Here is a 15240-nt window from a genome sequence, read left to right as displayed (position 1 = left end):
TTTAACGCAATGTCGGCGGCAAACCGGGATCACCCGTCTCTATACCCCGTGAGAATGCCCGCCCGGCGCGCCATTACAGCGCGTTGGAGCGGCTGGCATGCGCTCTGCACCTCGTATTCACCCGCCCTGCCGCCGGTTGAACGGCGCGGCTGGCGGGGCTGGAACCGTCGTCCTGGCCCCCGCATATCAACCGGGATCGTCGCGATAACGCAGGTGGGCGATCACGGGACGCTTCTTTCCAACCAGCGTCTGTCCGGTCACGGCGATAGCGGTACACTGCGCCCCGTGAGCGTCCAGGCATCCGCCGAACGCACCGCTGGCCGCCCGCGGCCACGAGGCACCAGACGAGGGTGACGCCCGCTTGGCGTTGCCCAAATTCAACTTCCTCCGGCCCTGCCGGGTGCATTACCAGACGAGAAACCAAGATGAGCGACAAGGTTGTACATGTCGGCGACGCCGACTTTGATAGCGCAGTGCTGAATTCCAAGGAACCGGTGCTGGTCGATTTCTGGGCCGAATGGTGTGGTCCCTGCAAGATGATCGCCCCGGCGCTGGATGAACTGGCCGACGCCTACAACGGCCGCGCCAAGATCGCCAAGGTCAACGTGGATCAGAACCGCGCCCTGGCTGCCAAGTACCACGTGCGCTCGATCCCGATGCTGCTGGTATTCAAGGACGGCGAAGTCCAGGCGCAGCAGATCGGTGCCGTCGGCAAGGCCCAGCTGGCCGGCATGCTCGACAAGGCCCTGGCCTGATCGCAGCGGGCAGCCGGCACCGTCCGGCTGCCACGCGGGCCCGTCGCCCGCATGAATGACCCTGCCCCACCCGGCTTGCGCGCCGCCGCGAGCCGGTGTTAGTGTCGGCATATCCGGCCGCATTCGCGCGCCGCATCTTCTGGACGCAGTTTCCTTCCAGATCCTTTCCCAACGTTCGCCGCCCTGCCGGGCGCTCGCACCTTCTAGCGAGGAATCCAGCACTTGTCCGATATCACTACTTCCGAACCCGGGAGCGCCGACGCGCCCGCCGAGAAGCGCGTGCGCAAGCCGCGCGTCGCCAAGGCCGCCGCCAACACCGCTGCCGAAGCCGGTTCCCCCCCTTCACAACCCGCTCTGCCTCTGGCTGCCGCGTCTGACGCGCCGGCGCCGGCTGCCGCTCCTTCGGCGGCCCCGCAGGCATCGGCGCCGGCAGCTTCTGCCGGTGGCGACGCATCGCCCTCGCAGGGCGGTGGTCAGCAGGACACCGGCGACGGTGGCCAGCGCAACCAGAATGGCCGCAACCAGAACCCGTACCAGCAGGGCCAAGGTCAGGGTCAAGGTCAGAATCAAGGCCAAGGCCAGGGTCAGGGCCAAGGCAACCGCCGCGACCGTTTCCGCAATCGCCGCGACCGCAACCGCGGTGGCGATCGCTACAACGACGACGGCATGCCGCAGGACAACGGCGAACAGCAGCCGTTCGTGCGCAGCCAGCAGGCCAACGTGCCCGAAGGCTTCCCGGTCTATTCGCTGAGTGACCTCAAGCGCATGCCGGCACAGAAGCTGCTGGAAATCGCCGAGCAGCTGCAGATCTCCGAAGGCGTGGCCCGCGCCCGCAAGCAGGACGTGATCTTCGCCCTGCTCAAGGTGCTGACCCGTCATGGCGACGGCGTCGCCGCCGATGGCGTGCTGGAAATCCTGCCCGACGGCTTCGGGTTCCTGCGCGCGGCTGAAGCCAGCTACCTGGCCGGCCCGGACGATACCTACATTTCGCCCAGCCAGATCCGCCGCTTCAACCTGCGTACCGGCGATCACCTGTCCGGCCGCATCCGCTTCCCGAAGGACGGCGAGCGCTACTTCGCGCTGTCGATCGTGGACACCATCAACGGTGAGCCGCTGGAAGCGTCCAAGAACAAGGTGCTGTTCGAGAACCTGACCCCGCTGTTCCCGCGCAAGCGCTTCACCCTGGAACGTGGCAACGGTTCGTCCGAAGACATCACCGGCCGCATCCTTGATCTGATGGCACCGCAGGGCAAGGGTCAGCGTTCGCTGATCGTCTCCCAGCCCAAGGCCGGCAAGACGATGATGATGCAGCAGGTGGCCACGGCGATCACCACCAATCATCCGGACGTCCACCTGATCGTGCTGCTGATCGATGAGCGTCCGGAAGAAGTGACGGAAATGCAGCGCACCGTGCGCGGCGAAGTCATCAGCTCCACCTTCGACGAGCCGGCCGCCCGTCACGTGCAGGTTGCCGAAATGGTGATCGAGCGTGCCAAGCGCCTGGTCGAGCACAAGAAGGACGTGGTGATCCTGCTCGACTCGATCACCCGCCTGGCACGTGCGTACAACAACGTGGTGCCCAGCTCGGGCAAGGTGCTGACCGGTGGTGTGGATGCCAACGCCCTGCACCGCCCCAAGCGCTTCTTCGGCGCGGCGCGTAACGTGGAGGAAGGCGGCAGCCTGACCATCATCGCTACCGCGCTGGTCGATACCGGCAGCAAGATGGACGAGGTGATCTACGAAGAGTTCAAGGGCACCGGCAACAGCGAAGTGCACCTGAGCCGTCGTATCTCCGAAAAGCGCGTGTTCCCGGCGATCGACATCAACCGCTCGGGTACCCGCCGTGAAGATCTGCTGATCGAACCGGAACTGCTGCAGAAGATCTGGATCCTGCGCAAGCTGCTGCATCCGATGGATGAAATGGCTGCGATGGAATTCCTGCTCGACAAGATGAAGAACACCAAGTCCAACGACGAGTTCTTCGGTTCGATGAAGCGCTGATCGGCGCATCATCCGGACAGGAAAAGGCCCCGCATTGCGGGGCCTTTTTCATTACGGGACTCAGGGACAGGTCACAGCCCCCTCCACCCCGGCACTGTTGGTCGACACCCGCACCTGGGTGAACGCCGCCGCGAACGGCTTGTCCGCCGTCACCACGAACGGCGCTTCCACCGCCCCCAGATCCACCCCGTGCCTGGCAAAGCACGCCAGCGGTACGGTCACGGTCTGCTTCTGCCCCGGCGCCAGTCTGGCCAGCACCGGGGCGATATCCACGCCGCCCTCGCAGCCCGTGCCGCACTGCATGGTCACCTTCACCGGTGAAGCCGGACGGTGCACCAGCTGTACGTCGAACTGCAGCGCACCCTGGGTGCGGGCCAGCGCGCCCAGGTTGCGACGCGAGCTGCTGCGTGCCAGCAGTTGCGCCGGTGCCAGCCAGGTCACTTCCTTCGCGTCCTGCTGAGTGTTGATCTGCACGGTGCGCACCTGTACCACGGGCGCGGCGGTCGGCCAGCGCAGCGTGGCATTGAGATCGTTGCCCAGCGGCTGGGTCGCGCCGCCGGCCGCCACATGCAGCGCGAACGGCGGCGTGTCAGCCCGGTTGAAGATCGGCAGGGTGGTCACTTCGCCACAGTTGTCCGGGTTGGCTTCGGGCAGGCGGGCAACCTTGCCCGGCGTGCGATAGCTCAGGCCGTGGCCCAGCGCGAACAGGGGGGGCTGCTTCGGATCCGGGCGGTCGATCGGCGCCGGGCAGGGAACGCCTGGCCACGGGAAGCTCAGGCGCCCGCGGAAGTCATGCGCGGGCCTGCCGTCCTTGCCGGCCACCAGCACATCGGTGATGCCCTTGCCCTCGGTGCCCGGCAGCCACGCCGCCACGAAGGCCTGCGATTGGTTGAGCAGGTCGTTGGTGTACATCGGGCGCCCTGAGAAGTACACGGTCACCACCGGCTTGCCGCTGGCCTGGGCCGCGCGCAGCACCGCCAGATCCTGCGGATAGGCGCGGCTGTGGCTGACCGAATCAGAGGCCAGAATGTCGCCGTTGGTCTCGGCATACGGCGTCTCGCCGATCACCGCCACGACCACATCGAACCCGGTCGGATCGAGCGCCGTCGCATCGGCGCTGTAGGCAACGTTCTGTGTCCCCAGCTCGGCGCGCAACGCCCCCAGCACCGAATCGGCGTGGGGGAAATCGGCATTGCGGTTCTCGGTGCCCTGCCAGGTCAGCGACCAGCCGCCGGACTGGTCGGACAGGTTGTCGGCACTCTTGCCGACCACCATGACGCGTGCATCGCGGCGCAGCGGCAGCACCTTGGCATCGTTCTTGAGCAGCACCAGCGACTCGCGCACCGCCTGGCGCGCCAGCTCACGGTGCTGCACGGCAGCGACATCACCGGCGTAGCGGCTGTCCGACGGCTTGTGATCGAACAGGCCTGCACGCAGCTTCACGCGCAGAATCCGGGTGACCGCATCATCGATGCGCGCCATCGGGATCTCCCCGCTCTCCACCTGGGCCAGCGTGTTGGCGATGAAGGCCTTCCAGTCGTCGGGCACCATCACCATGTCGATGCCGGCGTTGATCGCCTGCGCGCAGCTGTCGTTGCGGCACCCGGGTACCTGGGCAATGCCGTTCCAGTCCGAGACGACGAAACCGTCGAAGCCCATCTTCTCTTTCAGCGCACCGGTCAACAGGGCTTTGTTGCCGTGCATCTTGCCGTAGTCGACGCCGCCACTGCGGTCGTTCCAGCTGTTGAACGAGGCCATCACCGTCTGCACGCCTTCGCCGAGCGCGCCGTAGTAGCCCTGCCCGTGCACGTTGATCATCGTGGCCTTGTCGACCAGCGCCTCGCCCTGGTCGCGGCCGTTGTCGGTCGCGCCATCGCCGATGTAGTGCTTGGCAGTGGCGACTACGTTGCCGTCATCGCCGAAGCGTCCCTGGGCGCCCTTGACGTAAGCCTGGGCGAATTCGCGGATCACGTGCGGATCGGAGGAATAGCTTTCGTAGGTGCGGCCCCAGCGCGGATCATGCGCCACCGCCAGGGTCGGCGCGAACACCCAGTCGATGCCGGTCGCGCGCACCGCGTGTGCGGTGGCCTGGCCGATCCGCTCGATCAGGGCGGCATCCCCCGCCGCGCCCAGACCGATGTTGTGCGGGAACAGCGTGGCACCGTAGACGTTGTTGTGGCCGTGCACCGCATCGGTGCCCCAGATCACCGGGATCGGCGTGCGTGCATCGGTGGCCAGCGAGGCCGCGCGATACGCATCGGCCAGCTGCAGCCACTGTGCCACCGTGGCGTGCTTGTCCATGCCCGGCCAGGAGCCGCCACCATTGAGAACCGAGCCGATGTAGTACTGGCGGACCTCGTCGGGGGTGATCATCTTGATCTCGGGCTGGGTCATCTGGCCCACCTTCTGCGCCAGCGTCATCTGCGCCACGATCTCCCGTACCCGCGCCTCAAGCGCGGCATCCGGACCGATCGCGCTGGTCACGTGGGGCCAGTCCTGCAGGCGTTCACCGGTGGCAGGTGCGGCACCGGCCGTCGAGGCCAGCGCGGCCAACAGGCAGGTGGCGAGAATCGTCTTGTTGAAGCTGGTCACTGGACATCTTCCTCTGATGAAATACGCGCGAACGGGACGGGCGCGACCGCAGCCGGGCACCGCTCGCGCTGCGATGTCGATGGCCGGCAGGGTAGCGATGCTGCGTCGGTCAGCGCCCTTGTCTGACAGCGCTGTCATATAAGCCCATGGCAACGCTGTCAACCGCCTGCCGGCAGGGTTGCAGCCGAAGTCCCGCTGCAGCAGGGATCGCCGGCGTAGCGCGTGTCCGACCCTCCCGTGAACTGCTGCATCGCGGCATGGAAAAACACGAACCCGCCACGCACGCCGCCGGCATGGCAACATCCGCCTGCATCGGCAACATCGATGTGACACACGCGCACTACCATCGGCATCTGCCCGCCCGCCCCTCCAAGAGGAACCCCCGCACCATGCGTAGTCGTATCGAGGATGTCGCCGCCGTTGCGGGTGTATCGATCAAGACGGTGTCCCGCGTGCTCAACAACGAGCCCAACGTGCGCGCGGAAACCCGTGATCGCGTGCTGGCCGCGGTGGCCCGCCTCGGCTACAAGCCCAATCTCTCCGCGCGCAGCCTGGCCGGTCAGCGCTCGTATGCGCTGGCGCTGGTCTACAACAACCCCTCGCGCAATTACCTGATGGAAATCCAGAACGGGATGCTGGAGGCCTGCCACGCCAACCACTACAACCTGATCCTGGGCCCGGTCGGCACGGCGCGCCGTACCCTGCCCGATCTGGCCGCGCTGTTCGAGAATTCGCGCCCCGACGGGGTGGTGCTGATCCCGCCACTGACCGACGACGCCGTGGTGCTGGCCTATCTGGACGAGCACGAGATTCCGTATGCCTCCATTGCGCCGCGGCACCCCGAGGGCTGCATCGGCGTGCGCATGGACGAGACCACAGCGGTGATTGAACTGATCGGCCATCTGGTCGCGCAGGGCCATCGCCGCATCGGCCACATCAAGGGCCCGCGCGCGCACGGCGCCTGCCAGTGGCGCCACGCCGGCTATCGCCAGGCGTTGCGCCAGTATGCAATCGAGTACGATCCGGCGCTGGTCGTCAACGGCCAGTTCTCGTTCGAATCCGGCATCGATGCGGCCAACGCACTGTTGGATCTGCCAGAGCCGCCCACGGCGATCTTCGCCGCCAACGACGACATGGCCGCCGCCGTGTTCCGCGTCGCCGGCCAACGCGGCCTGCGCATCCCCCGGGACCTGTCGGTCTGCGGTTTCGATGACACCCCGATTGCCGGCCACATCTACCCGGCACTGACCACGGTGCGGCAGCCGACCGCCGCCATGGGGCGGCTGGCCACCGAGCAGTTGATCGATCGCATCCGCTCGCCGGAGGCCGGCACCATGGTCACCGTCGATCACGCGGTGCTGGTGCGCGAATCCACGCACCCACCGCGTCGCCGCTGACCGCCTGCCTCAGCCGCTGTGGCGTGAACCGCGCCACGCGTAGAACGCAATGAACAGGTAGCACAGCATCGGCAGCAGGAAAGACACCTGCAGCCCATGATGGTCGGCCAGCCAGCCCATCGCCAGCGGGATCACCGCCCCACCGACGATCGCCATCACCAACAGGCTCGATGCCTGGCCGGTCAGCGTACCGAGGCGGGCAATCGCCAGCGCGAAGATGGTCGGGAACATGATCGAGTTGAACAGGCCGATGCTGACCACGCTCCACTTGGCCAGGTTGCCGGTGCCCAGCATCGTCACCGCCAGCAGGGCCATCACGATCAGCGCGAAGACCCCCAACATGCGGCGCGGATCCAGACGGGTCAGCAATGCCGCACCGAGCAGACGCCCGACCAGCGCACCGCCCCAGTACAACGATACGTAACGGGTGGCTTCCTGCTCGGTCAGCCCCTCACCGATACCCGGCATCGAGAGGAAGTTGACCAGCACGCTGCCGATCGACACTTCCGCACCCACATAGAAGAAGATCGCCAGCACGCCATAGCGCAGGTGGCGGTGGCGCAGCGCATCGCGCAGGCGACCCCTGCCGGTGGCAGCCTCGCCTTCCACGCCGGGAATGGTCGGCAGGCGGAACATCCAGATCGCCACTGCCAGCACGAACAGCGCCACTGCCAGGCCGAAGTACGGCACCTGCACCGATTGCGCTTCAGCAGCGCGATACGCGAGCGCTTCAGCGTGCGGCAGCAGCGCCAGTTCATCGGCCGTACGCGGCGCGGCCGAGAGGATCAGCAGGCCACCGAACAGCGGCGCGATGGTGGTGCCCAGCGCATTCATCGATTGCGCCAATGTCAGCCGGCTGGAACTGGTCTGTTCCGGCCCGAGCAGCGCAACGTAGGGATTGGCGGCGACCTGCAGCACGGTGATGCCGGTGGCCAACACGAACAGCGCCCCCAGGAACAGACCGTATACGTGCGCCTGCGCGGCCGGCCAGAACAGCAGCGCACCGACACCGGCAATGGCCAGCCCGGCCACGATGCCGCGCTTGTAGCCCACCGCCGCGACCAGGCGCCCCGCCGGCAGTGACATCAGGAAGTACGCACCGAAGAAGGTGAACTGGACCAGCATCGCCTGCACCCAGGTCAGCGCGAATGCCGCCTTGAGGTGCGGGATCAGGATGTCGTTGAGGCAGGTGAGGAAGCCCCACATGAAAAAGATGGCGGTGACCACGGCCAGTGCAACGCCATTGCTTTGCACATGTTGTCCGCGGACGGCAGCAGGAGTGTCCATTGCATGTCCTTCCAGATTGGGAGTGCCGGCCAGTCGGCGGCCAGACATGGAACCTGCTTGGACCGCGATTGTCCAGCGCTGTCAGCAATCGGATCGGGCGGTCGGCCCATGCAGCGGCGCACGCACCCGAATGCCTTCGCGCAGTTTCGTTCTGCACTGCACAACGGATCAGCATCGCCAATCCGGCTGCGCATGTCCCGGCAGAATCGGGCCACAACACCGGCGTTGCAGTGTTTCCGCCGCACGCGCGGCCGTCCCGACTGCAACGCACGACACCCGTCGCTGCCGGTCGCAAGCGCATCGCCACGTGCGTTTGTTGACAACGCTGTCAACCATGGCTCCAATCCGGGCCGTGCGCACTGGACCCCGCGCCGACACAACGCAGAACCGCCACGATCGAATTCCCTGGGGAGGGATCATCATGAAGACGTACAAGGCCGTACCCCGCAAGGCGATGCTCACCTCCGCACTTCTCGCTGTCCTGGCCGGCCCGGCCTGGGCGCAGGATCCCGCGGCCCGAGAGAACACCACGACGGCCCCCGATGGCGTCGATCCCACCACGCTCGATACGGTGCAGGTCACCGGTATCCGTGGCAGCCTCACCTCGTCGATGAACCTCAAGCGCGACAGCCAGGGTGTGGTCGACGGCATCGTTGCCGAGGACATCGGCAAGTTCCCGGATACCAACCTGGCCGAATCGCTGCAGCGCATCAGCGGCGTCTCGATCGACCGCACCGCCAGTGGCGAAGGCTCCAAAGTCACCGTGCGCGGCATCGGCCCGGACTACAACCTGGTGCTGCTCAACGGGCGGCAGATGCCGGCCTCCAATCTCGGCGCCGGCGGCGCCGGCCTGAACAGCTCGCGTTCGTTCGATTTCGCCAACCTGGCCGCCGAGTCGGTGTCGGCGGTGGAGGTCTACAAGACCGGCCGCGCCGACAATCCGGCCGGTGGCATCGGTGCGACGATCAACATCAAGACGATGCGCCCGTTGGAATCCGAGCCGGTGATCAGCCTCGGGCTGAAGGCGGTCAACGATTCCTCCAACGACAACCTGCCGCGCACGCTGCAGGGCTCGAAAGTGACCGGCGAACTGTCGGGCATCTTCAGCCAGACCTACGCCGATGGCCGCTTCGGCGTGGCGCTGAGCGCCAGCCACCAGGAACGCGACTCCGGCTTCAACCAAGCCACCGTGGCCGAGGGCTGGGCGACCTTCCGCGGTAATGAAGCCAGCGACTGGCGTGCCTTGCCGCTGCCGGGCCAGGGCTATTCGGACCGCATCACCAACCGTCCGGATCCCGACGACATCTACGGCCGCCCGCAGAACACCGCGTACAACGTCAATGGCGTACAGCGCCAGCGCACCAACGGCCAGGCCACGTTCCAGTGGAAGCCGGCCGACAACATCACCACCACGCTGGACTACACCTTCGTCGAGAACAAGGTGCAGCAGCAGCGCAGCGAGCTGTCGGTCTGGTTCAACTACGGACCGGGCGACAGCACCTGGACCAATGGCCCGATCGCAGCACCGATCATCTACAGCGAAGACATGACCGGCTCGGACGTCTCGATGGGCGGCATGAAGCTGGCCACCAAAAACTCGATGGACTCGCTGGGCTTCAACGTCGATTGGGAAGTCAACGACGCACTGGAGCTGTCCTTCGACGTCCACAACTCGACCGCCGAATCGCAGCCGGACGGCCCCTACGGCTCGGCCGGCGTGCTCGGCGTGGCCGCCTTCGTGCGCGGCACCACCACCGTGGACTACAGCGGCGACCTGCCGATCATCCACATGGACCTGCCGCCGGGCGGCGTGCAGGCCTCCGATGCGCTGGTCACCGGCTCGGTCTTCCAGAACAGCTACAACAAGTCCAAGGTCGAGCAGTACCAAGGCCGCGGTACGTTCAAGTTCGCCGATTACTCGGCCTTGGATTTCGGCGTCGGCTACACCCAGGTGGAGAACCGCTCGGCCTCGGCGATCATGCAGCGCAACAGCTGGGGTGGCCTGGGCAATCCGTCGGACTACGATGACAACATCTGGTACGCCGACGACATGAGCCGCTACTTCAAGGCGTTCTCCGGCCACAACGATCCGCGCATGACCGGCCGCTTCCTGGTGTTCGATTTCGACCGCCTGCGTGCGCAGGCTGCCGGGGTCGCCACCGATGCCGAACCGGCCTGCCCGACCTGCTATGTCGCCCCGACCGAGTACTCCGAGGACATCCGCACCACGGAGAAATCCAAGAGCGCCTACGCGCAGTACCGTACGACGTTCGAGTGGTCGATGCCGCTGCACGTGGCCGCCGGTGTGCGTTACGAGCAGACCGAAGTGGAATCGCAGGCGCTGGTCCGCCTCCCGACCGGGATCAGCTGGGGCTCGGCCAACGAGTTCAACGTCACCTACGACGCCAACGGTACGTTCGTCGGCGGTACCGGCAAGTACAACTACGTGCTGCCCAACCTCGATCTGAAGCTGGACATCAACGATGCGCTGGCGCTGCGTGGCAGCTACAGCCGCAGCATCGGCCGCCCAGGCTGGACGCAGATCCAGAGCGGCTCCCGGGTGGACGACATCGTGCGCACCCAGGGCGGTACCGGCTCGCGCGGCAACCCGGGGCTGGAACCGCTGGTCTCGGACAACTTCGACCTGTCGCTGGAGTGGTACTACGGTGAATCCAGCTACGCCTCGGTCGGCTTCTTCCGCAAGAACATCAAGAACTTCATCAGCAACACCATCGTGCGCGAGAACACCGGCACCCTGCACACACCGGTGGGCGGCGCGTACTGGAACGAGGCGCTGGGGTCGGGCTGCGGCGCCACCGACATGCCCTGCATCCGCGATTACATCTTCACCAACCATGCCGGCGACCCGGGCGTGACCTACACCGGCCGCAATTCGGCCGGGCAGATGACCGGCACCATCGTCGGCCAGCCGGGCGACCCGGTGGCCGGGTTCGACACCACCGTGCCGGCCAACCAGCACTCCGATCACCTGGATGGCTGGGAACTGGCCGTGCAGCACCTGTTCGGCCAGTCAGGCTTCGGCCTGGCGGCCAACTACACCAAGGTGAAGTCCGGCCTGACCTTCGATAACTACAGCCTGGGCGACCAGTACCCGATGATCGGCTTGAGCGACTCGGCGAATCTCGTGGCGTTCTACGAAAAGAATGCCTGGCAGGTACGTGCGGCTTACAACTGGCGCGACAAGTTCCTCAACGGCATCGGCGGCCAGGGCCCCAACCCGAACTACACCGAAGCCTACGGCCAGCTCGATCTCAACATCAGCTATGCGGTCAGCGACCAGCTGACGCTGAGTCTGGAGGCGATCAACCTGACCGACGAGACCATGCGCACCTACGCACGCCATTCCAACATGCTGCGCTACGCCACCCAGACCGGGCCGCGTTACATGTTCGGCGTGCGCTACAAGTTCTGACTCGGTTGTTCCGACCTGCAGCACCGAAAGGCCGCGCTCACCCCGCGGCCTTTCGCTTCCCGCACCTCCACGCTACCGTGGGTACCACCCGCCCCTGCTGACAGGATGCCGATGTCCGCCATGCCCGGCCCGATCGAAGAACTGCATGATCTGGATCCGGCGCAGCTGCACACGCAGTTGCCCGGCTGGACGACACCGAAAGTGATCCGCGGGCTGGTGGCGCAGTGGCCGCTGGTCAGCGCGGCGACGCAGTCCGCACAGGCGGCGGTCGCCCATCTCAAACAGTTCGACCACGGCACGATGCCGGTCACCGCTACCACGGCGCCGCCGGAGGCCAAGGGGCGTGTGTTCTACAACGCAGACATGAGCGGCTTCAATTTCCGCCGCGAGCAGATTCCGTTGAAGGTCGTGCTCGACACCCTGCTCAAGTACGCCACCGCGCCGACGCCGCCATCGATCTACGTCGCCTCGACCACGCTGGACAGTTTCCTGCCCGGCTTCCGCCAGGCCAATGCGCTGGCGCTCGGCGTGGACGATCCGCTGGCCAGTATCTGGGTCGGCAACCGCTCGCGTATCGCCGCGCACCAGGACGTGCCGGACAACCTGGCCTGCGTGGCTGCCGGCCGCCGCCGGGTCACCCTGTTTCCGCCGGCGCAGGTGGGCAATCTGTATATCGGGCCACTGGACTTCACGCCGGCCGGGCAGGCCGTCAGCCTGGTCGACTTCGCCGCACCGGACCTGGAACGCTTCCCGCGCTTCAGCCAGGCGCTGGCCCACGCGCAGGTGGCCGACCTTGGCCCCGGCGATGCGGTGTTCATTCCCTCGTTGTGGTGGCACCACATGGAGGGGCTGGAGGCGTTCAATGTACTGGTCAATTACTGGTGGCGGCCGGTGCCGGCGTGGCGGGATGCGCCGATGAACGCACTGATGCTCTCGTTGCTGGCCATCCGCGATCTACCACCGGCGCAGCGTGCGCATTGGCAGGCGATGTTCCAGCACTACGTCTTCGAGGCCGATGACCACACCGCCGCGCATATTCCCGAAACGGTGCGCGGCGTGCTCGGGCCGCTCGACCCGGCCGGCGCCGATCATCTGCGCGGCGTGCTGCGCAAGCGCCTGGAGCGCTGAACGGGCCACCACGGCGGCGCCGACTTCACCCACGTGGGGGTGTAATCCGCAATAATCGCCGCCCAACGAGTTGTTGACCGCCCGGGGGCGGGGTCGTGCGCTCCTGACTGTTTCGCTGCTGCCGTTCCATCCGCATGTTCGGGTTGGTGCTGCACCCTGCTGCCCGTGAACCGCATGCGTCCGTTGTCCACCCGCCTGAACCTGGGCAAATTGATCCTCGCCCTGGCCCTGCTCAGCGCGCTCATCGCGCTGGCCAATACCCTGCATGCCAGCTACCGCGTGCAGCGCGAGCAGCTGATCGGCAATACGCTGGAAGCCAACCGTGTGTATGCCAGCAAGCTGGCCGAGTCGACCCAGAACTTCGTTCTGTCAGCGCAGCAGCAGGTGGCCTACAGCGCCACCCTGCTCGGCCAGCGTGTGCACGATCGCAGCGGACTGGAAGCAGAAGCTGCACGTCTGCAACTGCAGACCAACAGCTTCAACTCGGTGCTGATCGTGGATGCCGGCGGTACCGTGCTGGCGACCTCCCCGCAGAGCCTGGCCCTGCAGGGCGTACTGCTCAAGAGCGCCGGCAACCGCGATGCCCTGGAGCGCCGCGTGCCATTCATCAGCGACCCCTACCAGGCCGCGACCGGGCGCCTGGTGGTAGCGATTTCGCATCCGATCTTCTCCGCGCAGGGAAGGTACCAGGGCTATGTCAGCGGCACGATCTACCTGCGCCAGCGCAGCATCCTGCAATCGCTGCTGGGCAAGCACTATTACCGCGATGGGTCGTACCTGTACGTCGTCGACCGCAACGGCCGCATCCTGTACCACATCGAACAGGACCGGGTCGGCCAGTTCGCGCTGGAGAACCCGGCCGTGCAGGCGGTCACCCGGGGCCACTCCGGCGCGCAGCAGGTACGCAACAGCCACGGCGTGCAGATGCTGGCCGGGTACGCGCCGGTGCCGAGCGTCGGCTGGGGCGTGGTGGCGCAGCGGCCGACCGCGGCCACGCTGGCCTCACTGTCCAAGCTGATGTCGGCGGTGATCTGGAATGCGATTCCGCTGGGCATCCTGTCGCTGCTGATCACCTGGTGGTTCGCGCGGCGCATCTCGCTGCCGCTATGGCAGCTGGCGCGCAACGTGCAGAACCGCGACACCGGCATCGCGATCCGCCACGTCACCGGTATCCGCGCCTGGTACTACGAAGTCGCCCAGCTCAAAACCGCCCTGCTGTACAGCTTCAACCTGCTGCAGGACCGCATCGGCAAGCTCAACCGCGCCAGCATGACCGATCCCCTCACCGGCCTGCAGAACCGGCGCGGCCTGCAGCAGGGGCTGGAAGACTGGCAGGCACGCGGCCAGCCGTTCGGGATCATCGCGCTGGACATCGACCGCTTCAAGAGCATCAACGACCGCTTCGGTCATGCGGTCGGCGATGCGGTGATTCTGCGCATCGCGCAATTGATGCGCGATGGCTCACGCGACACCGATCTGCTCTGCCGCAACGGCGGTGAGGAGTTCCTGATCCTGCTGCCGGGCATCGCTGTCCTCGATGCCGCGCAGGTGGCCGAGCGCCTGCGCATCCAGGTGGCCGCCGAGGTAGTCGAGCAGGTCGGCACGGTCACCGTGTCGCTGGGCGTGGCCCACTACCCGACCTATCACGATGATCCTCAGCAGGCGCTGCGGTTGGCCGACAAGGCCCTCTACATGGCCAAGGAACAGGGCCGCAACCGCACCGTGGTGTACCCGCAGCCCGACGGCCCGGCTACCGGTTGAGGCAAGGGTCAGCTGCCCAGCGGGGTACGCAGGCGCGGCGCGTTGGGGTCGCCGGCCAGCGTAGCCGAACCGTCGGTCAGCAGATCCGGCGAGAAGCCGGCGCTCTCCGGGCGCGTGGACCACGGGATGGCGTTGCGCGGCCCTGGAATGTAAGCGCGCCACTGCGCCAGGTCGTCAGGCATGGCGGTGTCGATCGCGAAACTGACCGGCACGCGGTAGGTGCGGAACGGCGCCTCCAGGCTGGCGTCCTCTGCGCTCAGCGGAAAACGCCACTTGCGCGCGGCATCCAGCGATGCCTTGCCCAGGCGCCTGCGGGTGAGATCCATCTGGGCCGCCGTCCCCGTGCTTCTCAGATTCACCTGTTCGGCGAACTGGTCGACCACACGCCCTTCGCGGTCAACCTTCAGTGCGAGGTACACGGTGCCCTGCCCCCCCACGCGGAAGACTTCGGCGGGGTAGCGCGGGGGCGGCGTATGGGCCTGGGATTTGATCTCACGTCCCGAGGCATCCTTCGGGGCGCCATCGAAATGTGCACTGATCAGTCGCACGTTGAACGTATCGTTCGCACCCGGTTGCGCGACGACACGCACGGTCATCCGCGCGTCCATCGGTACCGGGGCGCCGTCACGCACATTCGGCTCGAATTCCCAGTTCTTCACGGTGTCGCGCACCAGCGTGGCCACTGCCTCCGGAAGCATGTCCTGCTTGTCGATCTCCAGCGCAGTGATGCGGCCGTCGTCGCCAATGGCGAGGGTGCCCTCGACACGCATGCCCATTTCCACCGGCACATCGGCCGACGGCTTGGCCGCGTGCGCTGGCGCTGCTGCCAACACCAGTGCCACGGCGATTCCCTTGATGATGTCCATCCTGCTGTTGCTCCTTATAC

Annotated in this window: 9 protein-coding genes; 6 read left to right on the top strand and 3 right to left on the bottom strand. The window is 66.4% G+C overall.

The window, feature by feature from the left end:
• The first annotated feature begins 425 nt into the window (after positions 1-425).
• Both trxA and rho read left to right on the top strand, forming a co-directional pair.
• Complete coding sequence (gene trxA, locus AC1DIQ_RS10725; RefSeq protein ID WP_019183509.1) at positions 426-755, top strand: thioredoxin TrxA; 330 nt, start codon at positions 426-428, stop codon at positions 753-755.
• Positions 756-977: 222 nt separating this feature from the next.
• Entirely contained in the window at positions 978-2756 is a 1779-nt protein-coding gene (rho, locus tag AC1DIQ_RS10720) for a transcription termination factor Rho (RefSeq protein WP_152150961.1), read from the top strand.
• A 60-nt stretch (positions 2757-2816) separates the two neighbouring features.
• Here the strand turns inward: rho and AC1DIQ_RS10715 are convergent, their stop codons facing one another.
• Entirely contained in the window at positions 2817-5348 is a 2532-nt protein-coding gene (locus AC1DIQ_RS10715) for a glycoside hydrolase family 3 protein (RefSeq protein WP_461769598.1), read from the bottom strand.
• A gap of 389 nt (positions 5349-5737) precedes the next feature.
• Here AC1DIQ_RS10715 and AC1DIQ_RS10710 point away from each other — a divergent pair, with 389 nt between their 5' ends.
• The gene (locus tag AC1DIQ_RS10710; protein ID WP_121041295.1) at positions 5738-6745 is read left to right on the top strand and encodes a LacI family DNA-binding transcriptional regulator; all 1008 of its coding nucleotides are present in this window, start codon (positions 5738-5740) and stop codon (positions 6743-6745) included.
• A gap of 9 nt (positions 6746-6754) precedes the next feature.
• Here the strand turns inward: AC1DIQ_RS10710 and AC1DIQ_RS10705 are convergent, their stop codons facing one another.
• Positions 6755-8032: a sugar MFS transporter gene (locus AC1DIQ_RS10705; RefSeq protein ID WP_183073714.1), complete on the bottom strand. Its 1278-nt coding sequence runs from the start codon at positions 8030-8032 to the stop codon at positions 6755-6757.
• 421 nt (positions 8033-8453) lie between these two features.
• Here AC1DIQ_RS10705 and AC1DIQ_RS10700 point away from each other — a divergent pair, with 421 nt between their 5' ends.
• From AC1DIQ_RS10700 to AC1DIQ_RS10690, 3 genes are all read left to right on the top strand, one after another.
• A complete protein-coding gene (locus tag AC1DIQ_RS10700) occupies positions 8454-11465 on the top strand; it encodes a TonB-dependent receptor (RefSeq protein WP_282261615.1) in 3012 nt (1003 codons plus the stop codon).
• A gap of 111 nt (positions 11466-11576) precedes the next feature.
• A complete protein-coding gene (locus tag AC1DIQ_RS10695; protein WP_121040418.1) occupies positions 11577-12593 on the top strand; it encodes a cupin-like domain-containing protein in 1017 nt (338 codons plus the stop codon).
• A 174-nt stretch (positions 12594-12767) separates the two neighbouring features.
• Positions 12768-14354, top strand: a complete 1587-nt coding sequence (locus AC1DIQ_RS10690; protein WP_478049997.1) for a sensor domain-containing diguanylate cyclase — start codon at positions 12768-12770, stop codon at positions 14352-14354.
• Between the two features lie 8 nt (positions 14355-14362).
• On the opposite strand, the gene AC1DIQ_RS10685 is transcribed toward AC1DIQ_RS10690, so the two are convergent.
• Positions 14363-15220 (bottom strand): energy transducer TonB, encoded by an 858-nt coding sequence (locus AC1DIQ_RS10685; protein WP_282261611.1) that lies wholly within the window; start codon positions 15218-15220, stop codon positions 14363-14365.
• Positions 15221-15240 lie beyond the last annotated feature (20 nt).

Source organism: Stenotrophomonas sp. 05L413 (genome assembly GCF_056397945.1).
Note: the sequence above shows the minus strand (reverse complement) of the source record. Positions and strands in the feature narration are given on the sequence as shown.